This window comes from Sphingomonas sp. BRN-1R (assembly GCF_057748035.1).
The window spans coordinates 1,672,240-1,696,363 of record NZ_CM173236.1 but is presented as its reverse complement, the minus strand read 5'-3'; the positions used below and the strand labels follow the sequence as shown (position 1 = coordinate 1,696,363).

General features: G+C 67.3%; 27 protein-coding genes and 1 tRNA gene. 15 read left to right on the top strand and 13 right to left on the bottom strand.

Annotated features, from left to right (window positions below):
* Window positions 1-195: 195 nt before the first annotated feature.
* The 4 genes from AC3ANX_RS07795 to AC3ANX_RS07780 form a co-directional block, all read right to left on the bottom strand.
* Entirely contained in the window at window positions 196-621 is a 426-nt protein-coding gene (locus AC3ANX_RS07795) for an ExbD/TolR family protein (RefSeq protein ID WP_488336425.1), read from the bottom strand.
* A gap of 46 nt (window positions 622-667) precedes the next feature.
* A complete protein-coding gene (locus AC3ANX_RS07790; RefSeq protein ID WP_488336424.1) occupies window positions 668-1,153 on the bottom strand; it encodes an ExbD/TolR family protein in 486 nt (161 codons plus the stop codon).
* Between the two features lie 90 nt (window positions 1,154-1,243).
* Window positions 1,244-2,005, bottom strand: coding sequence for a MotA/TolQ/ExbB proton channel family protein (locus AC3ANX_RS07785; protein ID WP_488336423.1), 762 nt, complete (start codon window positions 2,003-2,005; stop codon window positions 1,244-1,246).
* 62 nt (window positions 2,006-2,067) lie between these two features.
* The gene (locus AC3ANX_RS07780; RefSeq protein WP_488336422.1) at window positions 2,068-2,733 is read right to left on the bottom strand and encodes an energy transducer TonB; all 666 of its coding nucleotides are present in this window, start codon (window positions 2,731-2,733) and stop codon (window positions 2,068-2,070) included.
* A gap of 302 nt (window positions 2,734-3,035) precedes the next feature.
* Between AC3ANX_RS07780 and AC3ANX_RS07775 the strand changes: the two genes are divergently transcribed.
* A complete protein-coding gene (locus tag AC3ANX_RS07775) occupies window positions 3,036-3,803 on the top strand; it encodes a hypothetical protein (RefSeq protein ID WP_488336421.1) in 768 nt (255 codons plus the stop codon).
* Here the strand turns inward: AC3ANX_RS07775 and AC3ANX_RS07770 are convergent.
* A complete protein-coding gene (locus AC3ANX_RS07770; protein WP_488336420.1) occupies window positions 3,800-4,171 on the bottom strand; it encodes a dihydroneopterin aldolase in 372 nt (123 codons plus the stop codon). The two genes, AC3ANX_RS07775 and AC3ANX_RS07770, sit on opposite strands and share 4 nt — an antisense overlap.
* Window positions 4,172-4,328: 157 nt before the next feature.
* Here AC3ANX_RS07770 and AC3ANX_RS07765 point away from each other — a divergent pair, with 157 nt between their 5' ends.
* From AC3ANX_RS07765 to AC3ANX_RS07750, 4 genes are read left to right on the top strand one after another with little or no spacing between them, the layout of a single operon-like run.
* Window positions 4,329-4,835, top strand: coding sequence for a GNAT family N-acetyltransferase (locus AC3ANX_RS07765; protein ID WP_488336419.1), 507 nt, complete (start codon window positions 4,329-4,331; stop codon window positions 4,833-4,835).
* A gap of 51 nt (window positions 4,836-4,886) precedes the next feature.
* Window positions 4,887-5,453, top strand: coding sequence for a DUF1285 domain-containing protein (locus AC3ANX_RS07760; RefSeq protein WP_488336418.1), 567 nt, complete (start codon window positions 4,887-4,889; stop codon window positions 5,451-5,453).
* Window positions 5,450-6,055, top strand: a complete 606-nt coding sequence (locus AC3ANX_RS07755) for a CoA pyrophosphatase (RefSeq protein ID WP_488336417.1) — start codon at window positions 5,450-5,452, stop codon at window positions 6,053-6,055. The genes AC3ANX_RS07760 and AC3ANX_RS07755 overlap by 4 nt, the downstream gene beginning before the upstream one ends.
* Window positions 6,043-7,242 carry a CCA tRNA nucleotidyltransferase gene (locus tag AC3ANX_RS07750; protein WP_488336416.1) on the top strand — a complete coding sequence of 400 codons (1,200 nt, stop codon included), beginning with the start codon at window positions 6,043-6,045 and terminating at the stop codon, window positions 7,240-7,242. Before AC3ANX_RS07755 ends, AC3ANX_RS07750 begins: the two co-directional genes overlap by 13 nt.
* On the opposite strand, the gene AC3ANX_RS07745 is transcribed toward AC3ANX_RS07750, so the two are convergent.
* The 3 genes from AC3ANX_RS07745 to AC3ANX_RS07735 form a co-directional block, all read right to left on the bottom strand.
* Entirely contained in the window at window positions 7,212-8,927 is a 1,716-nt protein-coding gene (locus AC3ANX_RS07745; RefSeq protein WP_488336415.1) for a putative bifunctional diguanylate cyclase/phosphodiesterase, read from the bottom strand. The two genes, AC3ANX_RS07750 and AC3ANX_RS07745, sit on opposite strands and share 31 nt — an antisense overlap.
* Window positions 8,928-9,015: 88 nt before the next feature.
* Entirely contained in the window at window positions 9,016-11,271 is a 2,256-nt protein-coding gene (gene parC, locus AC3ANX_RS07740; RefSeq protein WP_488336414.1) for a DNA topoisomerase IV subunit A, read from the bottom strand.
* A gap of 47 nt (window positions 11,272-11,318) precedes the next feature.
* The gene (locus tag AC3ANX_RS07735; protein ID WP_488336413.1) at window positions 11,319-12,215 is read right to left on the bottom strand and encodes a LysR substrate-binding domain-containing protein; all 897 of its coding nucleotides are present in this window, start codon (window positions 12,213-12,215) and stop codon (window positions 11,319-11,321) included.
* A gap of 114 nt (window positions 12,216-12,329) precedes the next feature.
* Between AC3ANX_RS07735 and AC3ANX_RS07730 the strand changes: the two genes are divergently transcribed.
* The 6 genes from AC3ANX_RS07730 (at window position 12,330) to purQ (ending at window position 16,847) form a co-directional block, all read left to right on the top strand.
* Complete coding sequence (locus AC3ANX_RS07730) at window positions 12,330-12,494, top strand: hypothetical protein (RefSeq protein WP_488336412.1); 165 nt, start codon at window positions 12,330-12,332, stop codon at window positions 12,492-12,494.
* 76 nt (window positions 12,495-12,570) lie between these two features.
* A complete protein-coding gene (locus AC3ANX_RS07725) occupies window positions 12,571-13,416 on the top strand; it encodes a DUF4349 domain-containing protein (protein ID WP_488336411.1) in 846 nt (281 codons plus the stop codon).
* Between the two features lie 97 nt (window positions 13,417-13,513).
* Complete coding sequence (gene purC, locus AC3ANX_RS07720) at window positions 13,514-14,293, top strand: phosphoribosylaminoimidazolesuccinocarboxamide synthase (protein WP_488336410.1); 780 nt, start codon at window positions 13,514-13,516, stop codon at window positions 14,291-14,293.
* 9 nt (window positions 14,294-14,302) lie between these two features.
* The gene (locus AC3ANX_RS07715; RefSeq protein WP_488336409.1) at window positions 14,303-15,880 is read left to right on the top strand and encodes a hypothetical protein; all 1,578 of its coding nucleotides are present in this window, start codon (window positions 14,303-14,305) and stop codon (window positions 15,878-15,880) included.
* A gap of 71 nt (window positions 15,881-15,951) precedes the next feature.
* Window positions 15,952-16,182 (top strand): phosphoribosylformylglycinamidine synthase subunit PurS, encoded by a 231-nt coding sequence (gene purS / locus AC3ANX_RS07710; RefSeq protein ID WP_488336408.1) that lies wholly within the window; start codon window positions 15,952-15,954, stop codon window positions 16,180-16,182.
* Complete coding sequence (purQ, locus tag AC3ANX_RS07705) at window positions 16,179-16,847, top strand: phosphoribosylformylglycinamidine synthase subunit PurQ (protein ID WP_488336407.1); 669 nt, start codon at window positions 16,179-16,181, stop codon at window positions 16,845-16,847. The genes purS and purQ overlap by 4 nt, the downstream gene beginning before the upstream one ends.
* On the opposite strand, the gene AC3ANX_RS07700 is transcribed toward purQ, so the two are convergent.
* Window positions 16,844-17,686 carry a GGDEF domain-containing protein gene (locus AC3ANX_RS07700; protein ID WP_488336406.1) on the bottom strand — a complete coding sequence of 281 codons (843 nt, stop codon included), beginning with the start codon at window positions 17,684-17,686 and terminating at the stop codon, window positions 16,844-16,846. The genes purQ and AC3ANX_RS07700 overlap by 4 nt on opposite strands.
* Window positions 17,687-17,820: 134 nt before the next feature.
* Window positions 17,821-18,594, bottom strand: coding sequence for a queuosine precursor transporter (locus AC3ANX_RS07695; protein WP_488336405.1), 774 nt, complete (start codon window positions 18,592-18,594; stop codon window positions 17,821-17,823).
* A gap of 78 nt (window positions 18,595-18,672) precedes the next feature.
* Between AC3ANX_RS07695 and AC3ANX_RS07690 the strand changes: the two genes are divergently transcribed.
* Window positions 18,673-18,749: transfer RNA gene (locus tag AC3ANX_RS07690), tRNA-Arg, on the top strand.
* A gap of 22 nt (window positions 18,750-18,771) precedes the next feature.
* On the top strand, window positions 18,772-19,032 hold the full coding sequence (locus tag AC3ANX_RS07685) for a hypothetical protein (RefSeq protein WP_488336404.1): 261 nt from the start codon (window positions 18,772-18,774) through the stop codon (window positions 19,030-19,032).
* Window positions 19,033-19,038: 6 nt separating this feature from the next.
* On the opposite strand, the gene AC3ANX_RS07680 is transcribed toward AC3ANX_RS07685, so the two are convergent.
* Together AC3ANX_RS07680 and AC3ANX_RS07675 are read right to left on the bottom strand one after the other, a co-directional pair.
* Complete coding sequence (locus AC3ANX_RS07680) at window positions 19,039-19,590, bottom strand: cytochrome b (RefSeq protein WP_488336403.1); 552 nt, start codon at window positions 19,588-19,590, stop codon at window positions 19,039-19,041.
* A complete protein-coding gene (locus AC3ANX_RS07675) occupies window positions 19,587-20,645 on the bottom strand; it encodes a catalase family peroxidase (protein WP_488336402.1) in 1,059 nt (352 codons plus the stop codon). The genes AC3ANX_RS07680 and AC3ANX_RS07675 overlap by 4 nt, the downstream gene beginning before the upstream one ends.
* A gap of 258 nt (window positions 20,646-20,903) precedes the next feature.
* On the opposite strand from AC3ANX_RS07675, the gene rplK reads away from it, so the two are divergent.
* Both rplK and rplA read left to right on the top strand, forming a co-directional pair.
* A complete protein-coding gene (gene rplK, locus AC3ANX_RS07670) occupies window positions 20,904-21,335 on the top strand; it encodes a 50S ribosomal protein L11 (protein ID WP_488336401.1) in 432 nt (143 codons plus the stop codon).
* A 4-nt stretch (window positions 21,336-21,339) separates the two neighbouring features.
* Entirely contained in the window at window positions 21,340-22,038 is a 699-nt protein-coding gene (gene rplA, locus AC3ANX_RS07665; protein WP_488336400.1) for a 50S ribosomal protein L1, read from the top strand.
* A 90-nt stretch (window positions 22,039-22,128) separates the two neighbouring features.
* On the opposite strand, the gene AC3ANX_RS07660 is transcribed toward rplA, so the two are convergent.
* Window positions 22,129-24,048 carry an AsmA family protein gene (locus AC3ANX_RS07660; RefSeq protein WP_488336399.1) on the bottom strand — a complete coding sequence of 640 codons (1,920 nt, stop codon included), beginning with the start codon at window positions 24,046-24,048 and terminating at the stop codon, window positions 22,129-22,131.
* Window positions 24,049-24,124: the final 76 nt, after the last annotated feature.

Below are 24,124 nucleotides of genomic sequence, written 5' to 3'. Positions count from 1 at the left end.
GGCCGTAAAGCCGCACCCACGACCATCGCCGCTCCGACAAGCACTCAGCCGGGCGGCATATCTGGCGATCGTGCTCCGCAGCGACGCCGATCGACGGCCCCGGCGCCAGCGCGCCCGGCGTGGCGCGATCCGCAATCAACAAAAAAAGGCGGCTCCGAAGAACCGCCTGTCTCTTGCGAGGGTAAGCCGTAGCGATCAGAAATCGTTACGATATTGCTCGTTGCCGATGAAACCGAGCTTCGAAACGCCAGAGCGCTTGATGACGGCAAGGACGGTATCGACCTTCTCATACTGCGCCTGCGGATCGGGCTGGAAGTGCAGCTCCGGCTCCGGGTTCATCGTCTTGGTCTGCTCGAGATACTGCTGAAGCGTCACCAGATCGACTGGAGCGCCGTTCCACTGCACTACGCCTGCCGGATCGACGATCACCTTGTTCTTGGTGGCATCGATCGGGTTGGCAGGATGGTTGCTGTTGATCGGCAGATCGACCTTCACCGCATGCGTCTGCGGCGGGATCGTGATGATGAACATGATGAGGAGAACCAGCATGACGTCGATAAGCGGCGTCGTGTTGATGTCCATCATGGGGTCGCCTTCACCGCGACCGGAACTCATTGCCATATGGAAATTTCCCTAAAATCGCGGTCTCAAAAAGCCGCCAACTCTATCATTCGCCAGGAACGACGTTGGGCGGCGGCTGCGAGATGAAGCCGACCTTCGCGAAGCCCGCCATCTGCATCGTGTAGATCGCGCCACCGATGCACTTGTACGGAACGTCCACGTCGCCGCGGATGTGCGCCTCGGGCAGATCGTCCGGGGTCAGGTTGGCCGCACCGCCGAGCCGCTTCACTTCGGCCTGGAGCTTGTCGACCGCGCGCTTCAGCAGTTCGTCATGCGTCACTCGCGTGAGGTTCCAGTAAACCGCGCAATTGCCGCTGCCGTCCTGAATTACGGACAGGCTGACGTTTTCGGGCTTGGTCGTCGTCGGATCGTATTTCACGTCCGGCAACTTCAGCTTGATGTTCTGGACCACCACCGGAACGGTGATCAGAAAGATGATGAGGAGAACCAACATGACGTCCACGAGCGGTGTCGTGTTGATGTCCGACATCGGCGTATCGCTGTCAGTTGGTGCGCCAGTGCTCATCGCCATGGACGGCTATCCTATTCTCAACAGTCGGACTGCCGGACCAGGTCCGGCAGCGAGGGTGGGAGCCGCCGCATGACGGCCCCCATATGCTGCTTACTTGGTGACGGTGGTCGCAGGCTTGGTGACGGGAGCCGCCGCCGGAGCCTTGCGCGCGACGGTCGGGCGCACTGCGCCGTCCGAAGCGATGTAGCCGAGCACGTCGTTCGAGAACGCGCTGAGGTTCTCGGCAATCGCCTTGTTGCGGCGCTGGAGGAAGTTGAACGCGAGCACCGCGGGAACCGCGACGACCAGACCGAAAGCGGTCATGATGAGCGCCTCACCGACCGGACCCGCGACCTTGTCGATCGACGCCTGGCCGGCCTGACCGATCTTGATGAGTGCGCGGTAGATACCGAGCACCGTACCGAACAGACCGATGAACGGCGCGGTCGAACCGACCGTGGCGAGAAAGGCGAGACCGCCGCCGAGCTGCGAGTTGATCGCCGCTTCCGAGCGAGCGAGCGAACCGTGCACCCAGTCGTGCGCCTCGACCGGATCGGTCAGGCGGCCATGCTGCTCCTGAGCCTGGAGACCGTCGTCGACGATCTGCTTGTAGGCCGAGTTCTTCTCGAGCTTGGCAGCGCCTTCACGCAGGCTGTTCGCGGTCCAGAACGTGCCGCCGACGCGCTTGCCCTGGTTGATGACCTTCTGCTGCTCGAACAGCTTGGTGAACAGGATGTAGAGCGTGAAGAACAGGAAGATGGTGAGGATGATCGCGACCGTCCAGGTAACCGGACCGCCTTCGTTCAGCGAGTTCATCAGGCCGAAATTGTTCTCGGGCGGCGTCGCCCCGGCAGCGAGAATGGTGGTGATCATGCGGTAACTTCCCTCTCAAGAAACCCCCGGCGACCGATCGGCGGCGCGCCGGGGAAAAATGGTTATTCAGGCAGGACCCATTTGACCGGCAGCACGGCCGTGGAAACGATCGGCGTACCCGATGCATCCAGTGCGGGCGAATATTTCACCCGGCGCTTGGCGATGCTGCACGTGGTCGAATCAAGGTCGGAGTTTCCGCTTGACGTCGTCACTGTGCAGTCGGTCACGCGCCCGTCGGTCCCGACGGTCAGCTTGGCGACGACGCGACCCTGAGCTTCGGCACGGAGCGCCGCGGCGGGATATGCGTCGGGGCCGAAGAACTGGCCGGGGTTACCCTTCAGACCGGCAGCCTTGGATACGGCCGGCGGCGCAGGCGGCGCAGGCGGAACCGGCGGGGCGGCCTTCGGGGTCAGCTGGATCGCCGGCGGCGGCGTCTGCACCGTCTGGATCACCGGCGGCGGCGTCTGCACCTGCACGATCGGCGGCGGCGACACCACGGGCGGCGGCTGGACCTGCGGCTGGTCTGGCGGCGGCGGGGGCGGCGGTTTATCCGGCGGCGGCGGCGGCGGTGGCGCCACGTCGAACGTATTGAGCTTCTCTTGCGCCTTCTTGATATATTTGAAGGCGAGCCCGTTCACGAATGCCCAACCGAATGCCGCGACCACGATCGAAACGATCACGATCGAGACAATACGGCTGCCACTTGTATCTCGATCAGCGTAAGCCATTCAGTAACGAAACTCCTCTATGCCGGAACGACTGTTATGCCGTGCCGCAATGTCCGCTCGTAACAACCCTTGCGTGGGCTAGTGTATCCTGGACAGGCCAATTCTGTATCGTGAGGAAAACGACGACGCAAACGCTTTGTCCCCCGAAACAGCCATACTCGCGCCCCGTGGCAGAATTATTTCTGTATCGGAGGTATCCGATCCGCTAGTCAGATAGGATGGCAACAGCTCCAAGACTCGCGCTGCTTTGTGCATTTGCAGCATTATCCAGCCCGGCCCGTTCCGCCCAGCAGCCGCAGCCAATGCCCTCCGAATCGGCGATGTCGCCTTTGTCCTATACCCGATTCGCCGATCTGGTTGTGGCGGCGCCGACGATCGTGGACGCCGCGATCCATGACGTGACGCCGCTGAAAGGCCCAGCCGCGGCCGATGTGAAGCCGGGGTACGCGCGGCTCTATATAGAGGCCGATGTCGCCGCGCTGATCCGCGCTCCGGGTGCGCTGCCGCCGACGATCGGCTACATCGCCGACGTTCCGCTCGATGCGCGCGGTAAGATACCCAGATTGCGCAAGCAGCGCGTGCTGCTGTTCGCGCGCCCGGCCCGCGAACCCGGGCAGATCCAGCTTGTCGCGCTCGACGGGCAGGTCGCTTGGTCGCCCGAGGCGGACGCGCTGACCCGCCGCATCGCCACCGAACTTGTCGCGACGGGTGCACCGCCAGCGATCACCGGGGTGGGTAACGCGTTCCACACGCCGGGCACGCTGCCGGGCGAAGGCGAGACGCAAATCTTCCTCACCACCGCCGATGGCAGTCCGATCTCGCTCAACGTCGTGCGCAAACAGGGCGAGCCGCCGCGCTGGTCGCCCTCGATCGGCGATCTGGCGGACCCCAATGCGGCACCGCCCGCGCACGATACCCTTTTATGGTATCGCCTCGCGTGCGGCCTGCCCGCCGCTTTGCCGGACAACAGCACCGCCGGCATCGACCCCGCCGAGGCGAGCGTCGCACAGGAGGATTATAAAGTCGTGGTCGAGTCGCTCGGCCGCTGCGACCGCGCCGCGAACGATTAGCGGCGGTTGCGCACCAGCGTGATGCCGATCGATTCGCCGGCCTCGGAGATCGCGAGCTTGACGATCTTCACCTGCACGCGGCGCACCCGCTTGTCCTGAAGGAACAAGGTGCCGGCGATATGGTCGGCCACCGCTTCGATCAGCGTGAAGTGTACGCCGGTCGGCAAAGCGGTCGTCGCGGCGCGCTTGAGATCTAGATAGTTCTTGGACTGGCCGAGCGGATCATCCGGCGCGAAATGCGCGGGACAGTCGAGATCGACCGTCAGCGAGATGCGCAGCGGCTGCGGCAGGTGAGTCTCCTCCGAATAGATGCCGGTCAGCACCTGCACTTCGAGATCATGCACTTCCAGGCTCAGGCGATCGTCCAACGCAAGCGTCCTCAAACTTCTTCAAAGCGGCCCCATAGCAGATGCCGGCCCGAGCGAAAGGCGGCGACCGTCCGCATTCCGCTTGCGTTCAGGCGGACCGACGCTAAAGCGCGCGGCCCCGGCCCTGCTCTCGCCGGCGCTGCTGGAACCCGTGCCCGTGACGACACTCGTGCCCCTCGCCCAGATCGACCCGGTCGCCGTGGAGCGGCTGCTCGACCACGCCTTCGGGACGGATCGCCACCGCCGCACCGCGTATCTGATCCGCCGCGGCACGGCCGCCCTGCCAGCGCTCAGCTTCGCGGCTCTGGACGGCACGGCGCTGATCGGCTCGATCCAGTGCTGGCCGATTCGGCTGGCGCGCGACGATGGCGGCAGCGACGCGCTGGTGATGGTCGGCCCGATCGCGGTCGAGCCCGCGCGGCAGGGCGAAGGCATCGGCCAGCGACTCACCAGCCACGCGATCCGCGTTGCCGAGGAGACCGGCGCGCCGCCGCTGATGCTGATCGGCGATCCCGAATATTATGGCCGCTTCTTCGGCTTCGATGCACGCGCGACCGCACTGTGGCGCGCGCCCGGCCCGGTCGAGCAGCGCCGGCTGCTGGCGCGGGGCGCGGCACCGACGGGCGCCGGCATGCTCGCACCGGGGCTGCCCGCGCACGCCTGAGTTTACGCACCGCGCTTTACGCAGGCGCGGGGCTGCCCTACCGCCTGCGGCATGCCGATGGACCCGATCCCCGATTTGTCCGCGCTGTCGCTCGCTGAGATCGCGCGGCTCGCGGAGGACCAGAAACTGCCGCCGATCGAGCGCTGGAACCCCACGCATTGCGGCGACAGCGAGATGCGAATCGCGCGTGACGGCACCTGGTATCACCAGGGCACGCCGATCGGGCGCGAGACGATGGTGCGGCTGTTCTCGACCATCCTGCGGCGCGAGCCCGATGGCGGCTACGTGCTCGTCACCCCGGTGGAGAAGCTCGACATCGCGGTCGAGGATGCGCCGTTCGTCGCGGTCGAGCTGAAGGCGGAGGGCAGCGGCCCCGCGCAGGCACTGGTGTTCCGGCTCAACACCGGCGATCTCGTCACCGCCGGGCCGGACCATCCGTTGCGCTTCGCGGGCGGTGAGGATGGCCCCCGCCCCTATCTCGGCGTGCGCGGGCGGATGGAGGCGCTGGTCTCGCGGTCGGTCTATTACGAACTCGCCAACCTCGCGATCGCGGGCGGCGGCGACCCGCCGGGGCTGTGGAGCAAGGGCACGTTCTTCCCGCTGGAGCCGGCGGCGTGATGTTGGCCGAGCGGCTGCGGCAGGCACTCGTCCTCGGCCATGCGCGGCACGACGTCCCGCTGCTGACCGGCGATTTGGCGGATGCCGGTCCGGTCTATTCCGACGCGCTGGTCAAGGCGGCGGTGCTGGTGCCCGTCACCGACCGGCCGCGCCCCGGCGTGATCCTTACGCGCCGCACCGAGAAGATGAAGCGTCACGCCGGGCAGGTCGCATTCCCCGGCGGTCGCGTCGATCCCGAGGATGCCGACGCGGTTGCCGCCGCGCTGCGCGAGGCCGAGGAGGAGATCGCCTTGTCCCGCGCGCAGGTATCGGTGGTGGGCACGAGCGACCAGTATCGGACCGTCACCGGCTACCTCGTCACGCCGGTGATCGGCGTCGTGCCGGCCGATGTGGAACTGGTGCCGAGCGCCGCCGAGGTCGCCGAAGTGTTCGAGGTGCCGCTCGATTTTCTGCTCGACTCGGGCAATCACCTCGAGGCGACGGTCGAGTGGCAGGGCAGGAACCGGCATTATTACGAGATGCAGTGGGACGGCCAGCGCATCTGGGGCGCGACCGCCGCGATGATCGTCAACCTCTCGCGGCGGCTGCGATGGGCGGGCTGATCCTGCCCGATGCGGCGTGGCGTCTCCAACCCGAACTCGATCGGCTATGTGCGGTGCTGGGGACGGGCGCGGCGCGGTTCGTCGGCGGGGCGGTGCGCGATACGCTGCTCGGCATTCCCGTGGCCGACGTCGATCTCGCCACCGAACTGCCGCCCGAGGACGTGCTCGACCGGCTGCGCGCGGGCGGCATAAAGGCGGTGCCGACCGGGTTTGCGCACGGCACCATCACCGCCGTGCTGCTTGGCGGCCCGGTCGAGGTGACGACGCTGCGCCGCGACGTGACGACCGACGGCCGCCACGCGACGGTCGCCTTCACGCAGGCGTGGGAGGAGGATGCGGCGCGGCGCGATTTCACCATCAACGCGCTCTATGCCGATCCGGTCAGTGCCGAGGTGTTCGACTATTTCGGCGGGATCGACGATCTCGCCGCGCGGCGGGTGCGATTCATCGGCGATCCGCTGCGGCGCATCGCCGAGGATCATCTGCGCATCCTGCGTTTCTTCCGCTTCCACGCGCGCTTCGGCGCGGACGTGGATGCCGAGGGGCTCGCCGCCTGTGCGGCGCGCGCCAACGACCTGATGGCGCTCTCGCGCGAGCGGATCGCGGCGGAATTGCTCAAGTTGCTGCTGGCGGATCGGGCGGTGCCGACCGTCGCGTTGATGATCGAGCAGGGCATTTTCCGCCCGGTGCTGCCGGAGATCACCGATGCCGCCCGGCTCGCCACGCTGGCCGCGCGCGAGGCGGAGGGCGGCATCGCTGCCAACGCGATCCGTCGCCTCGCCGCGCTGCTGCCGTGCGACGAGGCGGTCGCGGAGGATGTCGGCGCGCGGCTCAAGCTCTCCAAGCTCGATCGTCGTCGCCTCATCAGCGCGACGCAAGCCGCCGGGGACGAGTCCGCGCGGGCGATCGCCTATACGCTCGGCATCGATCTCGCGGTCGACCGGCTGCTGCTGTCGGATCGCCCGGTCGGCGATGCGGCCGCGCTCACCGGCTGGGAAGCGCCGCGCCTGCCGCTCGGCGGCGGTGCGCTCGTCGAAGCTGGCGTGCGCAAGGGGCCGGAGGTCGCAAGGCTGCTCCGCACCGTCGAGCGCGAATGGGTGCTCGCGGGCTTTCCCGAGGGGTCCGGGCTCGACGCGATCGTCGCGGCGGCGCTCGATCAGTGGCGGCGCGATTCCAGCAACGCATAGGCGTCTTCCACCTCGAGCGGACGCGCATAGACGAAGCCCTGCCCGTAGGTGCAGCCGAGTGCCGCGAGTGTCTGCGCGAGTTCGTTGGTCTCCACTCCCTCGGCGGTGGTCTGCATGCCGAGCGCCTGTGACAGGCTGAGGATCGCCCGCACGATCGCCACCTTGTCACGGTCGGCGAGCATGCCGGTCACGAAGCTGCGGTCGATCTTGAGGATGTCGATTGGCAATTTCTGGAGATAGGCGAGGTTCGAATAGCCGGTGCCGAAATCGTCCATCGCGATCGTCGTGCCCAGCCCTTTCAGCGCGTGCATGATCCCTGCGATCCGGTCGGGATCGGTGACGAGAGCGCTCTCGGTAAGTTCGAGCGTGAAGCGCGAGCCCGGCAGGCCGTAGGTGGTGAGCGCGCTTTGCAGCAACGGCGCGATACTGTCGCGCTGGAGCTGGATCGCGGACAGATTGACCGCGAACTTGACGCCGCAATCGCCGCCGTGTCGCGTATCCCAATCCGCCAGCGTGCGCACCGCCTCCTCGAGCGCCCAGCGGCCGAGCGGCACGATCAGCCCCGATTCTTCGGCGACCGGGATGAAGGCGGAAGGCAGATGCTCGACGCCATCCTCGTCGCGCCAGCGCGCCAGCGCCTCGAACGAGACGAGCCGTCCGCTCGCGAGATCGTAGATCGGCTGGTAGTTGAGCCGTAGTTGGCCACGGTCGATCGCGCGGCGCAACGCGGTCTCCATGCCGAACTGCTCGCGCGCAATGTCGAACGCCTGCGGCTGATAGGCTTCGGCGTTGCCGCTGCCTTTCGAGCGTTTGACCGCGAATTGCGCATGGCGGATCAGTTCTTCGGGATCGTCCACCTGCGCCGCGCCGAACGCCACGCCTACCGAACAGGATACGCGGATCTCATAATCGGACAGCCGGAACGGCGTCGACAGCACGGCGCTGATCCGCTTGGTGACATGGGCGACGTCGTTGCGCCCGTCCTCCACGGCCAGGAAGATGGCGAACTCGTCGCCGCCGCTGCGCGCGAGCACGTCATGCGCGCGCAACACGCCTTTCAGTCGCCGCGCCACGGTGATGAGCAGTTCGTCGCCCGACATCGAGCCGAGACAGGCATTGACCCGGCTGAACCGATCGAGGTCGATCATCAGCACGGCATAGCGGAACCCCGGAGGTGCCTCGTCGAGCAGCCCTTCCACCCGATCGCTGAAGCCGGCGCGGTTGGGCAGGCCGGTGAGGCTGTCGGTCAGCATCTCGCGGCGCAGATTGTCTTCGGTGCGCAGTTCGGCGGTCTGGTCGACCAGGGTGATGACGCAGCGCCCCTCGGCATTGCGCGTCAATCGGGCCAGCGAGACGCGGAAGTGACGACTCTCGACATCATCGCCGAATTGCAGCGCGAAATCCTCGTTGAGCCGCTCGCTTTCGACAAAGGCGAAGATGCGGTTGCCGATGCGGTCGATCAACGATGGCTGACCGATCTTGCCGCCGAGCTCTGCCTGTTCGAAGGGCGCATTGGCGGCATCGATCGTGATCGCGCCATGCTTGGCGCGCACCACCAGCGCCGGGATCGGCAACAGCCCGATCAGGCGGCCAGGAACGTCGAACGCGGGCGTGCTGCCGAACACCCGCTCGACAAGGCCGAGCGGTGAGCGGGCGACGGACGCGGCAGATTTCCCAAATGCCATGACCAATGGCGCTACGGCAATTTGGTTAAGAGTGGCTGAAGGATGATTGGGCTAGTAGCCAGTTCGCTGAGGAAAGTTTCCGGCCCGATCAGAAGCGGTTGTCGCGCGGGAAGCCGTTGGGCGGCATCCGCCCCGCCGCACCCCGCGCCGCGCGCCAGGTGGTCAGGTCGGTTTCGCTGCGGGTGCGCCCGCTTTCGCCGCCCATCGTCCAGCTCAGCCCCTGCGCGAGCACGAAGGTGATCGCATCGGAAAGGCCGCCGCCATTGTAGCGCTGGAACTGCACCCCCTGCCCGCGCGCCATCTCGGGCAGTTCCGCCAGCGCGAACACCAGCAGCCGCCGATTCTCGCCGATCACCGCGACCTGATCGTCACCCGGATCGACCGGGCGCACGATCTTGAGCTTCGCGCCGGGGCGCGGCGTGACGACGGTTTTGCCCTTGCGCGTCTCGGCCAGCGTCTCCGCGACCGGCACGATGAAGCCGCGCCCGTCGCTCGCGACCACCAGCAGCTTTTCCGCCATGCTCGCACGCAGCAGCCCGACGATCTCGACCTGCCCGTCGAGGTCGAGCATCAGCCGCACCGGCTCACCGAAGCCGCGCCCGCCCGGCAGCTTGTCCGCGCCGAGCGTGAAGAAACGTCCGTTCTCGGCGGCGAGGAGGATCTTGTCGGTGGTATGCGCGGTGAGGTGGAACAGCGGGCCGTCGCCCTCCTTGAACTTCACCGCCTCGAGTCCGGCCGCGTCGAGATGCCCCTTCATCGCGCGCACCCAGCCGCGCTGCGACAGGATGATCGTGACGGGCTCGCGCTCGATCATCGCCTCCAGCGGAATCTCGCGCGCAGGTGCGGCCTCCTCGATCGTGGTGCGGCGCTTGCCCAGCGGCGTATCCTCGCCGTAGCGCTTCTGGAGCTTGCGGAAGGTCTTCTTCAACTCGCGGCGCTGCGCGGCCGGTTCGGCGAGCAGTTTCTCCAGCCCGCCGCGCTCGTTTTCCAGCGCGTCGCGCTCCTGGCGTATCTCCATCTCCTCCAGCTTGCGCAACCGCCTGAGCCGCATGTCGAGGATCGCCTCGGCCTGCCGGTCGGTCAGGCCGAATTCGGCGATCATCACCGGCTTGGGTTCGTCCTCGGTGCGGATGATCTCGATCACGCGGTCGAGGTTGAGGAAGGCGATCAAATAACCGTCGAGCAATTCGAGCCGGTCGGCGATCTTGGCGAGGCGGTGCTCGCTCTTGCGGCGCAGGATGACGAACTGATGGTCGACCCACGCCAGCAACGCCTCACGCAAGCTCATCACGCGCGGCGTGCGGCTCTTGTCGAGCACGTTGAGGTTGAGGCTGAAGCGCGATTCGAGATCGGAGAGGCGGAACAGGCTCTCCATCAGCATCTGCGGATCGACCTTGCCGGTGCGCGGCTCGATCACCACACGGATTTCGCTGTCCGATTCGTCGCGGATATCGGCGAGGATCGGCAGCTTCTTCTCGTTGATGATGCCCGCGATCTGCTCGATCAATTTGCCCTTCTGCACGCCGTACGGAATCTCGGTGACGACCGCGTTCCACGTGCCGCGACCCTGATCCTCGATGTGCCAGCGCGCGCGGACGCGGAAGCCGCCGCGTCCGGTGCGATAGGTCTCGGCGATGGCGGCAGGCGAATCGACCACGATGCCGCCGGTCGGGAAGTCCGGCCCGCGCACCAGCCCGCCGACCGCCGCATCCTCCGCTTCGGGCTGATCGACCAGCAGGATCGCCGCCTCGTACAGTTCGGCGACGTTGTGCGGTGGGATGCTGGTTGCCATGCCGACCGCGATGCCGGCCGCGCCGTTGGCGAGCAGATTGGGAAAGGCGCCGGGGAACAGCTCGGGCTCGTGATCCTCGCCGTTGTAGGTCGGCCGATAATCGACCGCATCCTCGTCGAGCCCTTCCATCAGGTCGATTGCGACCTGCGTCAGCTTGGCTTCGGTGTAGCGGTAGGCGGCGGCGTTATCGCCGTCGATGTTGCCGAAATTGCCCTGTCCGTCGACCAGCGGATAGCGCATCGCGAAATCCTGCGCGAGCCGCACCATTGCATCGTACACCGACTGATCGCCGTGTGGATGGTACTTACCGATCACATCGCCGACGACGCGGGCGCTTTTCTTGTAACCCTGCGCCGGATCGAGCCGCAGCAGCCGCATCGCCCACAACAGCCGGCGATGCACCGGCTTGAGCCCATCGCGCACGTCGGGCAGCGACCGGGCGGTAATCGTGGAGAGCGCATAGACCAGATACCGGTCCGACAGCGCGCTGTCGAACGGCGCGTCGAGGATGCCTATGGGCGGGTTGTCGGACGGCAGGTCGGTGTTGGCCATGTGTTCCGGTTAATCGGCTTTCGCGTGCGAGGGAAGGCTTGCGCGATTTACACCGGGCTCGGCGCGCTGCGGGCGAGTTCGGCGAGCAGCCATTCGCGGAAGCGCTTGACCTTGGGCACCATCCGCCGGGCCTCGGGATAGACCAGCCAATAGGCATGGCCGCGGGTGGAGACCTGCGCGAACGGCTGCACCAATTTGCCCTCGGCAAGATCGTTGCGCCAGAAGAACGGCGTCAGCATCGCCATGCCCTGCCCGGCGATCGCGGCATGCCCCTCATGCGCCTGCGAATCGAGCCGCACCCCCGGCGGCGGTCCGCCCTCGGGCACGTCGACGCCAGCTTCGCGCAGCCACACCGGCCACCAGATATCGTGCCGGCTGATGAGCGGCAGCCGCAGCAGGTCCGCCGCCGCGAACGGGCCGTAGCGTTTGAGGAAGCCGGGGCTGCACATCGGCGTGAAGTCGATTTCGATCACCTTGTGCTCGGCAAGCTCGGGCCACCCGCCAAGTCCGGCGCGGATCGCCACATCGACGCCATCGCTGACGAAGTCCGCGAACGTGTCGCTGGTGAGCAGTCGCACCGCCATCTCGGGATGCGCGACCTGAAAGCTGCCGAGCCGCCACGCCAGCCACGTGTTGGCGAAGGTGTTGGAGGTGGAGATCGTCAGCAGCGCATTGTCGTCGGCACGCACGGCGGCAAAGGCGGTGTCGAGAGTATCGAACGCGCCCGTCACCTGCGGCGACAGCCGGCGCCCCGCCTCGGTAAGCAGCACGCGCTTCTTCTCGCGCCGGAACAGCGGCACGCCGAGCCGCTCTTCGATCAGCTTGATCTGATAGCTGACCGCCGCTTGCGTCATGCCGAGTTCGGCGGCGGCGGCGGTGAAATTCTCGTGACGCGCCGCCGCCTCGAACACGCGGACGGCAGCGAGGGGCGGAATGCGGCGCATGAGGAGTTGATAAGCGGCGCTTGTCGATCGTGTCGAGCGCTTTGTTGGCGGCGGCGGGGCGGCGGTGGCATATGCAATCCGCGCGCACCGAACTTGGAAACGAGGAGGATAGCCATGCACGACGATTTTCATGGCCCCGAATGGGCCGCACAGCATCAGCAGGTCAGCGAAATCATCCATAAGGTTTTCAGCAAGATGGCGGCGGTGTTCGTCTGCCTCAACGCGGTGCAGTTCGACGCTCCGTGGCAGCGCGAGGCCAAGCGGCGGGATTGCCGCTGACGTTCGCTTCAGGACGCACTTGCCCCGCCGCCCCGATCGGCTAGGTTACAGTGTAACATGCTCGGGAGGGGGAACGATGCGCTTTGGTTGGCTGCTGATCGCTTGCGCCGCATTGGCGGGCTGCGACAAGGCGAATCACGCCGCGAAGATGAACACGTTCGACGTCGCCGCCCCGGCTGCGGATACCTCGGGCGCGCCCAAGATCGCGTACAGCTATTCGGTCATGTACCGCGTCGACGCGGGCCGCATCACCGAAGTGCAGGCGAAGCAGGTCGCTTTATGTACCTCGCTGGGCGGCGAGCGATGCCGGATCGTCAAGAGCGGGACCGGCACCGACAACGCCGAGGGCGGCGCGAACGGCCAGACCAGCCTGCTGGTGGCGGCGACGATCGCCAACGGCTTCAACGCCCGACTCGATGCTGTCGTCGTCGCCGCCGGCGGGGCGGTCCAGTCGCGCTCGACCAATGCCGAGGATATCACCAAGCAGACCATCGATACCGACGCGCGTGTCCGCGCCAAACAGGCTCTGGCGGATCGGCTGCTCGCGTTGATCCAGCACGGCAGCGGCAACGTCGGTGATCTCGTGGCAGCCGAGAAAGCGTATTCCGATACGCAGGAAGACCTCGACGCGGCACGCAGCCTCCAGGCCGAACTGCGCCAGCGTGTCGCGATGTCGCAGATCGACGTGGATTATGCGTCATCGAACGCGGGTTCGATGTTCGCTCCCGTTCGCCACAGCGCCCGCACCGCCGGAGAGTCGCTCGGGAGCAGCCTGGCGGCGTTGCTCACCTTCGTGATCGTCGCGCTGCCGTGGGTCGCGCTGCTGACGTTGCTGCTAGGGCTCCGGCGGCTCGGCTGGCGCTGGCCGTTGCGCCGGCGCATCACCCGTCGCGTGACTGACGCTGCCCCGCCAAGCGACTGATTGCACCCCCGGCACCGTTCCGATATAGCCTCAGGCCTTCCCGCCCCGGTCCGCGCCTGCCGCGTGCCGGGGCCGCTCATTTCGAAGGTATCGCCGCATGGCTCGCCGCCGCCAGATCTACGAGGGCAAGGCCAAGATCCTGTACGAGGGTCCGGAGCCGGGCACGCTGATCCAGTATTTCAAGGACGACGCCACCGCGTTCAACGCCCAGAAAAAGGGCACGATCAACGGCAAGGGCGTGCTCAACAACCGGATTTCCGAGCATATCTTCACGCTGCTCGGCAACATCGGCATCCCCACGCACTTCATCCGCCGCCTCAACATGCGCGAGCAGTTGATCCGCCAGGTCGAGATCGTGCCGATCGAGGTGGTGTGCCGCAACGTCGTTGCGGGGTCGCTCGCGAAGCGGCTTGGCATGGAAGAGGGCGGCCAGCTCCCACGCACCATCATCGAATATTATTACAAGGACGATGCGCTCGGCGATCCGATGATCACCGACGAACATATCGCCGCGTTCGGCTGGGCGAGCCAGGAGGAGATGCACGACATCGCCGACCTCGCCATCCGCGTGAACGATTTCCTGAGCGGGCTGTTCGCGGGCATCGGCATCCGTCTGGTCGACTTCAAGCTCGAGTTCGGGCGGATCTGGGATAACGATTTCGGCCGGATCATCCTGGCCGACGAGATCAGCCCGGACGGCTGTCGCCTGTGGGACATCGCCACCAACGAGAAGCTCGACAAGGATCGCTTCCGCCGCGATCTCGGCGGTGAGGTCGAGGCGTATCAGGAGGTCGCGCGGCGGCTCGGCCTGCTGCCCGAGGGTGCCGACAATGCGGTGCTCGATCTCGAACAGCACCGGCAGAACCGCGGCAAGTAAGCACCGGGCGTGATCCGCCGCCTCGCGCGCACCGCGCCGCTCGCCGCGCTGGCGCTCGCGTGGCTGGCGACGTGGTTGCGCGTGGTGACGCCTGCGGCGGTCCGCGACCCGTACTGGCTGAGCTGGCAGGACCAGACGCTGTACGTCCGTTCGGCGGCGGCGCTGGCGCATGGCGATTTCGCCGCCGCCGAGCATTGGTATCCGTTGCTGTACCCGATGTTCGGCGCGCCGTTCGTGGCGCTGTGGCCGCGCCAGCCGTTCTTCCTCGTCGATCTCGCCTGCTATCTGCTCGCCTTTGCCGGCTTCCGGCGCGTGGCGGCGGCGTTCGGCGTGCGCGCGTGGCCGGCCGCCGCGCTGTTCGCGGTGACGACCCTGCTACAGTTTGATTTCGCCAAGACATGGATCGAGCCGTGGACCACCACCGCATCGGCGGCGCTGCTGTGGCTGGCGTTCGGCTTCGCGACGGAGCTGTGGGTGGCGGAGCGGCCGGGGCGCTGGGCGGCGGCGGGACTCGGCATGGCGGTCGCGCTGGCGCCGTTCGCGCGACCGGGCGACGCGCCGATCGTGGTGTTTGCGGGCTTGCTGGGAATGGCGGCACTCTTGCGGGGTGCCCCGGCGGAGGTCGGATTGATGTTCGAGCGGTCTCGGACACGCAGCGCAGCGCCTCTCCATGATCGTTCCGTAACTCGACCCCGGCCTCCGCCGGGGCACCGCGCTGTGTTGGTTGCGATCGGCGCAGGAAGCGCGGCGCTCGTTCTGGCGGCGATCCCCTGGCTGCTCGTCTATGGGCCTGCCCCGAGCCCGTACATGCTGTTCTCGACCCGCTATGGCTTCAATTTCGCGTGGCTCGGCTGGAAGGCATACGTCCTGCTCGTCGATCCGCGCGCGTGGTTTGGCGAGGGCACGGGCTTGCTCGCGCGCGCGCCGTGGCTGCTGCTCGGCGTGGCGGGACTGGTGCAGGCGTGCTGCATCGGCGAAAAGCGCATAGCCGCGGCCGCGCTCACCGCCGCCGCAACGCTTTATACGTGCCTGATGCTCGCCTATGTCGATCTGCTGCCGAGCGGGCTGTGGCGCTACAATAATGTGCATTACTTCAAATGGCTGCTGCCGTTGTTCGGGCTGTTCGCGCTGCGCTTCGCGATCGTTGGGATCCGCCGCCCGGCGACGCTCGCGTTCGCGCTGCCGTTCATGGCGCTGCTGGCGGTGAAGGTCGAGCCGGTGCCGGTCGCCGCGAACACCCCTGCCCGGCTGCTGATCTTCACCGAGCCGCGCGGCAGCATCTGGAGCGACCTCTATTTCGCGACCGCCTGGATCGACGACGCGCACGGCCGGCAAGCCAATTCGTTCGATTACCACCAACTGATCGACGGCCCGGCAAAAGACGGCGGAGAGGTGCGCGCGGTCGCGCTGCGGCGGCCGTTCGCGGGTGACGAGCGCTGGATCGGTAGCGACCGCATCGCCGCGCAACTGCGCGGTGAGGAGGTTGGCGGATACGCGCCGCTCTACCTCACCGGTCCGTGGCCGCGCCGCCCCTTGCGGCGCTATGGCGCGCGCGTGACGCTGGGCTGGCCGGCGGCGCTGTTCTGAGAGAAGGGTTGCGGCGCGGGCGTCACGCCGCCATAGCGACGCGCAGTTTTTCCATGTCAGGACAACCGCCCATGAAGCTCCGCATCTTCGTCACGCTGAAGCCGGGCGTGCTCGATCCGCAGGGCAAGGCGATTCACAAGGCGCTCGACGGCCTTGGCTTCGCCGGTGTCAACGATGTGCGGCAGGGCAAGCTGATCGAACTCGACGTCGCGGACGAGACCGACGACGCGCAGCTCGATGCGATGTGCCGCCAGTTGCTCGCCAACACTGTGATCGAAAATTACCGGATCGAACGCGCATGAAGACCGCCGTCATCGTCTTCCCCGGCTCGAACTGCGACCGCGACATCGCGGTGGCGCTGGAGAGCGTGACGGGCGTGAAGCCGGACATGGTGTGGCACGGCGATACCGCGCTGCCCGACGGCGTTGGCCTCGTGGCGGTGCCGGGCGGCTTCTCCTATGGCGACTATCTCCGCTCGGGCGCGATCGCGGCCCGTTCGCCGATCATGCGCGCGGTGGTCGAGGCGGCGGACAAGGGACTACCGGTGCTCGGCATCTGTAACGGCTTCCAGGTGTTGACCGAGGCGGGGCTGCTGCCGGGCGCGCTGATGCGCAACGAAGGGCTCAACTTCGTGTGCCGCCCGGTCGCGCTGACCGTAGCGAACGCGCAGAGCGCCTTCACCAGCCGCTATGCCGAGGGCGAGACGATCACGATTCCCGTCGCGCACCACGACGGCAATTACTTCGCCGATGGCGAGACGCTCGACCGGATCGAGGGCGAGGGCCGCGTCGCGTTCCGCTATGCGGGTGCGGTCAACGGGTCCGCGCGTGGCATCGCGGGGCTGCTCAACGCGGGCGGGAACGTGCTGGGCATGATGCCGCATCCGGAGCGCCGCATCGAGGCGGCGCACGGCGGCGACGACGGCCGGCGGCTGTTCGAAGGCTTGCTCGAAACCGTCGGCGCTTAAGCCGTCGTACGGTTGCGGCCGGCGCGCTTGGCTTCGTAGAGCGCCTCGTCGGCCTTGCGCATCGCCAGCGCCAGCGTCGTATAGTCGCGCGCGACCGCCAGCCCGCAGGAGAAGGTGACGGGCTGGCCCACTCCGGCCTCGATCGGATGGCTGCGCAAGCCGGTGCGAATCCGCTCGATCAGGTCGCGCGCTTCGTCGAGCCCGGTATCGGGCAGCAGCACCGCGAACTCCTCCCCGCCCCAGCGCGCGCTGAGATCGGAGCGGCGCATCCCGCTCTCGAGCCGCTGTGCGAAGGCGCGCAGCACCGCATCGCCGACATCATGGCCGAAGCGATCGTTGACCGCCTTGAAATGATCGAGGTCGAGCATCGCCATAACCGACGTCCGCTCGCGCCGGAGCAAGGGCGCAACCGCATCGAGGAAGCCGCGCCGGTTGCGCAAGCCGGTGAGCACGTCCTTTTCGGCGGCGTCGCTCAGCCGCTCGATCCGCGCATTGGTCTCGGCGGCGGCGCGGGCGACGCCGCGCAGCAATTCGCCGATCAGGTCCGGCCCGCCTTCCGGCACCGTCGCGATCCGCTCGCCGCGCTGGAGCGCGCGCAACGATGCCGTCGCCCGCGTGATCGGCGCGAGCAGCGCCCACACCGCGCCGATCGCACCGGCGGTGCCGACCAGCGTCGCGAGCAGCAGCGGCACGAACAATTGCCACTCCCAATTTCGCACCACCGCCTCGCTCAGGCAAAAGGCGATCAGCGGCAGATGCACCGCGCCGAAGCACAAGGTGAACAGGCGAAGGTGGAAGTTGCGCGGGAACAGGAAGCTGGTCGCCTGATAGAAACGCATGTCGCACCTTTGGTTCGGGCGCACATGATACTTCGCGCCGGCCCCAATGCGGGTAGGTCGGCTTGGTTTCGCAAACGCTAACGTCCCGTTGAGCAGCGACGAGCGGTGCGCGAGCGGCGGTGGTGCGAGTCGGCTTACACGCTCGCGCGGAACGGTGAGAAATCGGTGCCGCGATCGTACACGTCGACGCCTTCGCGCCGCTTGAGGAAGCCGACCACCGCATAGGTGACGGGGGTGAGCAGTACCTCCCAGCCGACCTTGAGGACGAACTGGCTGAGCATCACCATCAGCATCGCCTGCACTGGCCAATCGGGCAGACCGTAGAAGGCGAGCGGGTAGAAGACGAGGCTGTCCGCCCCTTCCCCGACGATGGTCGAGCCGATCGTGCGCGTCCACAGCCACTTGCCGTCGGTCAGGATCTTCATGCGGGCGAGCACATAGGAGTTGAGCAGATCGCCCACCCAGAACGCGCACAGCGAGGCAAAGGCGATCCGCCCGCCGATGCCGACGCTGACATAGGGAAAGCTGTCGATGAGATGCGGCGGCGCGCCGAACACATATTCATAATGCGCCTGCCCGCCCCAGTCGGCGGCGGGGGGCAGCGCGACCGTGGTCCACTCCATCGCGACGAGGAACGCCATCGCCGCGAACCCCGCCCACACCACGCGGCGGGCACGCGCGAAACCGTACACCTCGGTCAGCACGTCATCGAGGATGTAGGACAGCGGGAAGAAAAGGATGCCTGCCCCGAACGGCCACAGCCCGATCCCCGGCAAATCAATCACCGCGCGCTTGCCCGCGCCGACCACGTTGGACAGCACCAGGATCACCACGAAGGCGACCATCACAAAGTCGTAATAGCGGAATTGCCGGCCGCGCAGCTCGGCGGCAGTCACCTTGTCCAGCATCGATCGCGCCCCCTTCCGGCACAACCGTCATATCGTCGTTTCGCAAACGCGCAAATGCCGCTAACCGGGGCGCAGCGCGCGCCCGTAGCTCAGTTGGATAGAGCAAGGAGCTTCTACCTCCTTGGTCGGGGGTTCGAATCCCTCCGGGCGCGCCAATCTCCCTTTGGTCGCGGCGGCATGGCGAAGAAGAAGCGATACCTCACCGCAACGATGGCCGACGGTTACGTCAAGACGATCGGGCCGACCGCGCAGCCGTTCACGCATTACTGGCGAATCGTGGCGGATACCGGCGCGGGCCGACCCGAGGTGTTCTGGGGCCACGCGACCTCGCTGCGCGACGCGACCGGCAAGACGACCGCCGCCAAAGAGGCCGCGAAGCAGCGCGGCTGGAAAAGCTATACGTTCGAGATCGTCGAGCTTACCGAGACGCCCGCCTGAACCACATCAGGCGGCATCGTGCGGTGGCGTCGCGCCGGTCATGCTCTCCAACACGCCATCGCGCCGGATCAACCCGTGGAACAGCGCCGCGCCGATATGCGCGAGGATCAGCAGGAAGAACGCATAGGCGAGCAGCCCGTGCGCATATCGGAGCCACCCGTAGAGCACCGGATCATGCGGCAGGATCGCGGGCAGCGCCGCGCCTTTCCACAACAGCACCGGATAGCCGCCGGCCGACTGCATGCCCCAGCCGATCAGCGGCATCGCCAGCATCAGCGCATACAGCAAGTAGTGCGACCCCTTCGCCCCAGCCGCCATCAGCGGCGGCAGATCGGCAGGCAGCGGCGGCGGGCGGTGCGTCAACCGCACGCCGATTCGCACCAGCGCGAGCAACAGGATGGCGATGCCGATCGGGCGATGCCAGGCGAGCAGCTCGGGATACAGCGCGGTGGTGGTCGAAACCATGCCGGCACCGATCAGCAGCATCGCGAGGATGAGCGCCGCCATCGTCCAGTGCAGCACGCGCGCGGGCAGCGCGAACCAATGCGGGCGCGTCATCGGCCGGACTCCTGGCTGCCCGTTTCCTGGCTGACCGCATCGGGGTGCGGCCCCTCGATCGTGCGCCTGCGGAACGAAGCGGAGTAAGCCGCCGAACGCGCCGGCAACAGCGGGTCGTCCGACGCCGACACGCCGCGCGGCAGGATCAGCGGATCGAAATTATAGTCGCGGCAGTCCCCCGCCGCCTCGGTCGCGGCATGGTCGAGCACCAATGTGCCGACCTCGACCTCGCGGTGCGCACCGGTCCATCGCACGGTCGCATTGTCGATACGGTCGCCGGGGTTGGCGAGCGTCACCACCATGCGCCACTTGAGCGGCCCCTTGGCGATGCGCGCGCGCGCCTCGTCAAACAGCGCATTATTGGGCAGCGCATCGAGCTTCGCCTTGTCGAGCGCGGCGAACGGCGCCTCGGGCACGAAGCGCCAGCGCACGAGATGCTCGCCGCCCTCACCGCCGGTGAAGCGGAAGGCGTTGATGCTGTAATAGGTGCCGTTGGCGAAGCTCGATGGCAGCGGCGCGGTCTTCATGTAATCGAGGAACGCCTGCGTCTCGGGGTGTGAGGCGGCGAACGCTTTTACGCGGCCGGGATCGGGCTTGCCGGTCTTCGGGTCGGGCACGCTCGCCTGCTGGAGCGCGACGAAATCGGCGGGGTTCGACACGATGAAGATCGGCGTATGGTCGATCGCCATCCGCCATTCCTCACCGCCGGGCAGCGCGAAGCGCAGGCCGAGCGCGTGGAAGACGTTGCGTCCGTCGGTGGCGAGCGGGTTGCCGCCACCGGTCGAGAAACGGCCGACCACCGGCACGCTGCCGCGCGGGAACAGAGCCGCCTGCGACAGCGCGACGCCTGCGCCATTCGCCTCGAAATGGCCCGCGACGCACAGCCCTTTGGCGTGCGCGCGACGGAAGCCGGGATAGACCTTGCCGTTCGCCGCCTGAAGCACGTCGGCGACCTTGCCACCGCTGATCCGCGCCGGCGACAGGAACCCCGCCACCCATGCGAACACCAGCACCACCGCACCGAGGATCGCCGCGATGATCGCGAGGCGGAGCATCGTTTGTCGCTGGGACAGCATCTACCGGTGTTTCCTTCGCGTCGGGCGACTGTCATCTACAGCCGCGCCGCAATCGATCCAACCCCGAAACGATCTTCGCCTCTCGTGGAAACGATTGCGCCGTGCCCGCGCTTGCGCTATGCGCCCGCGCTTCCAGAGCGACAGCATTGGATTCGTGCGGGAGGGCGCCGTCAAACGCGCCCGCTACGAACCGCTAAACTTGATCGCCCTCGCACGCGGGGGCGCAGAGAGAGTGATATGGCAAAGAAGATTACCGGATACATCAAGCTACAGGTGCCCGCCGGCAAGGCGAACCCTTCGCCGCCGATCGGCCCGGCGCTGGGTCAGCGCGGCGTGAACATCATGGAGTTCTGCAAGCAGTTCAACGCCTCGACGGGCAATGAGGAAGTCGGCACGCCGCTGCCGACCGTCATCACCGTCTATGCCGACCGCAGCTTCTCGTTCGAGACCAAGACGCCGCCGGCGACCTACCTCATCAAGAAGGCCGCGAACCTCAAGTCGGGCTCGAAGGAGCCGGGCAAGACCTCGGCGGGCAAGATCGCCCGTTCGAAGTTGTCGGAAATCGCGCAGGCCAAGATGAAGGATCTGAACGCGAACGATATCGAAGCGGCAACGCGCATCATCGAGGGCTCGGCCCGCGCGATGGGCCTCGAAGTGGTGGAGGGCTGATCTCATGGCAAAGCTGACCAAGAAGGCGAAGACCCTCGCCACCGCGATCGACCGCGAGAAGCTGTACGGCGTGAACGAGGCGATTGCCCTCGCGCGCGCCAATGCCACCTCGAAGTTCGACGAGACGATCGAAGTCGCATTGAACCTCGGCGTCGATCCCCGCCACGCCGACCAGATGGTCCGCGGTGTCGTCACGCTGCCCAAGGGCACCGGCAAGACCGTGCGCGTCGGCGTGTTCGCCAAGGGCGCCAAGGCTGACGAAGCGCGCGAAGCGGGCGCGGACGTCGTCGGCGCGGAAGACCTGATGGAAATCGTGCAGGGCGGCAAGATCGACTTCGATCGCTGCATCGCGACCCCGGACATGATGGGCGTCGTCGGCCGGCTCGGCAAGATCCTTGGTCCGAAGGGCCTGATGCCGAACCCGAAGCTCGGCACCGTGACGATGAACGTCGCGCAGGCCGTGAAGGACGCCAAGGGCGGCCAGATCGAATACCGCGTCGAGAAGGCCGGCATCATCCACTCAGGCATCGGCAAGGCGTCGTTCCCGGCGGAAGACCTGCGCGCGAACTTCGACGCGCTGGTCGATGCGGTCGTCAAGGCGAAGCCGGCAGGCGCCAAGGGCAAGTATGTCCGCAAGGTCGCCGTCAGCTCGACGATGGGCGCAGGCATCAAGGTCGACACGGCTGAAGTCAGCGCGGCGTAAGCCGCCCGCTTTTGCAAGCGAACAGGTGAAGGGCCGGGAGAGTGATCTCCCGGCCCTTTTCCGTCCTGCATCGGCGGCTTCGCCCCCCGGTCAGCGCAGCGCCGCCGCGCCCAGGCGCGCACAGTCGAGCGGCACGAACGCAGGCTGCGGCGGCGCATCGTCGCCCAGCCCCAGCGCATCCTTGATCGAGCGGCCGATCGCCTTGAAGATGCCGCCGACGCCGGGCTTGCCCGATGGCGACGCGCTGCCTGCGATCGCGATGGCGGGTTTGCTCAGCGTGCCGCCGATGCGGATCGGGTCGACGATGCGCAACGCCGGATCGCCGCGCGTACGCCCCGCCAGCGTCAGCGCGATCGACTCGTCAGCCAGGTCGATCCGCCCCGCCCCGCGCCCGATCGACATGCCCGTGTCGATCGCGAGCGGCGCTGGCGTCAGCACGCCGCCCTTCGCCTGGAAGTCCGCGATCAGGCAGCGCAGCGGCGTCCGCTCGGATGGGTGCAGGATCGCTTGCTTGATCGTGCCGCCGAGATCCTGCCCGAGCACGTCGGCGACTGTCGCCTTGATCGCACCATGGTTCGACACGATCGCCGCCGTGCCGTCCGCATGCGACAGCGCCTCGCGGATCGTATCGCCCGCGCCGCTGAGCGTAATCCGCCCGCGCACGATCCCGTCGATCTCGTCAGGCGCGCCGATCATCCCGCCGAGTGTCACGCCTTCCAGTCGGAGGTCGGTCGACAGCTTCGGCCGGCCGCTGCGATGATCGACACGCGCCACCCCGGTCATCTGGCCGCTGGCAAGCGTCGCGACGATATGGTCGGCGGTGAGGAGCCGATGGTCGAGATGCAGTTGTCCGCTCAACGCGCGAAACACCGTGCCGCCGTCCGACACAAGATGATCGATGCGAAAGGCAAGCGTGCCATCCGTCCGGCCGAGGTGGGAAAGATTGATCGGGGTTGGCGGCAGCACGCGCGGGCCGATCACCGCCTTGTTCGCGACCGCGCGTGCGTGGCCAGCCGCGTCGGAAAGATCGTCGAAGTCGAACCGGCTCGCGCGCAGGCTCGCATCGATCGCGGTGCGGCCGGCGCGCTTGAGGATCGTCGCCTTGCCGATGAAGCGCGACTGCCCGACGCCGCCGCCGATCCGATCGAGATACCAGTCACGGCCATCATGGCGCACCTGTCCGATCAATGCGATCGGCTGCGTGCCGAACAGCCCCGCCTCGATCGCACGATCGAGGTTCTTGAGCGTGGGCGCCTGTGCGGTGACGGTCGCGGTAAAGCGATGCGTGTTGAGCACGCCGTCGGTGGTGCCCTTCGCCTCCAGCCGCAGCGCGGGCGAGATCAGGTGCAGTTCGACCGGCCAGGCCGCCGCCGGATCGACCCCGTCGATCCGCCCGCCGCGCACGTCAAGCCGCGCTGGCGTACCGAGGAAGGTGCCGGCACTCGCCAGCCGCAAGCCGCCCTCACCCGCGACCGTGAGCGGCCCCGCGACGACCAGCCCGCGTTTTGCATCGCGCAGGCTGAGATGGCCGTCATGGATGATGAGGCTGGCCAGGCCCGGCCCGCGCGTCAGCGGCGGCGCGTCCGGGCTGCGCGGTTTGCCGTTCCAGTTGGCGCGGCCGCCCGCATCGCGCACCAGCGCCACGTCAAGCCCGTCGATCGTCAGCGCATCAGGCTGGGCGTGGCCGAACAGCAGCCCCAACACCGGCAGCCGCAACGTCACCGTTCGCGCGCGCACGAAGTCGCCCCTCCCCGCCCATGCCGGTTGCGCGATGCGCAGATCGGCGATCGCGACATCGGGGGCGAAGGAGAAGATTTGTTTGCGGCTGATCGCACCGATCCGCGCATCCGAGCCGAAGCGTGCGGCGATCCGCTGCTCGATCGCCGGCCGCAACAGCCCGAACGGCAGCACGCCAAGCGCGAGAACCAGCACGGCCGCAACCCCGGCGAGGATCACCGCGGCCCAGCCGGCGCGGCGCAGGAGCGACCGCGTCGCCGGTATCGTCGTCATCGCGGCCCTGCCCCTTTCATCCACGTCAATTCGCAGGCGCACGTTTTGGTTGCATCGCGGTGAGGCGCTGGACAGG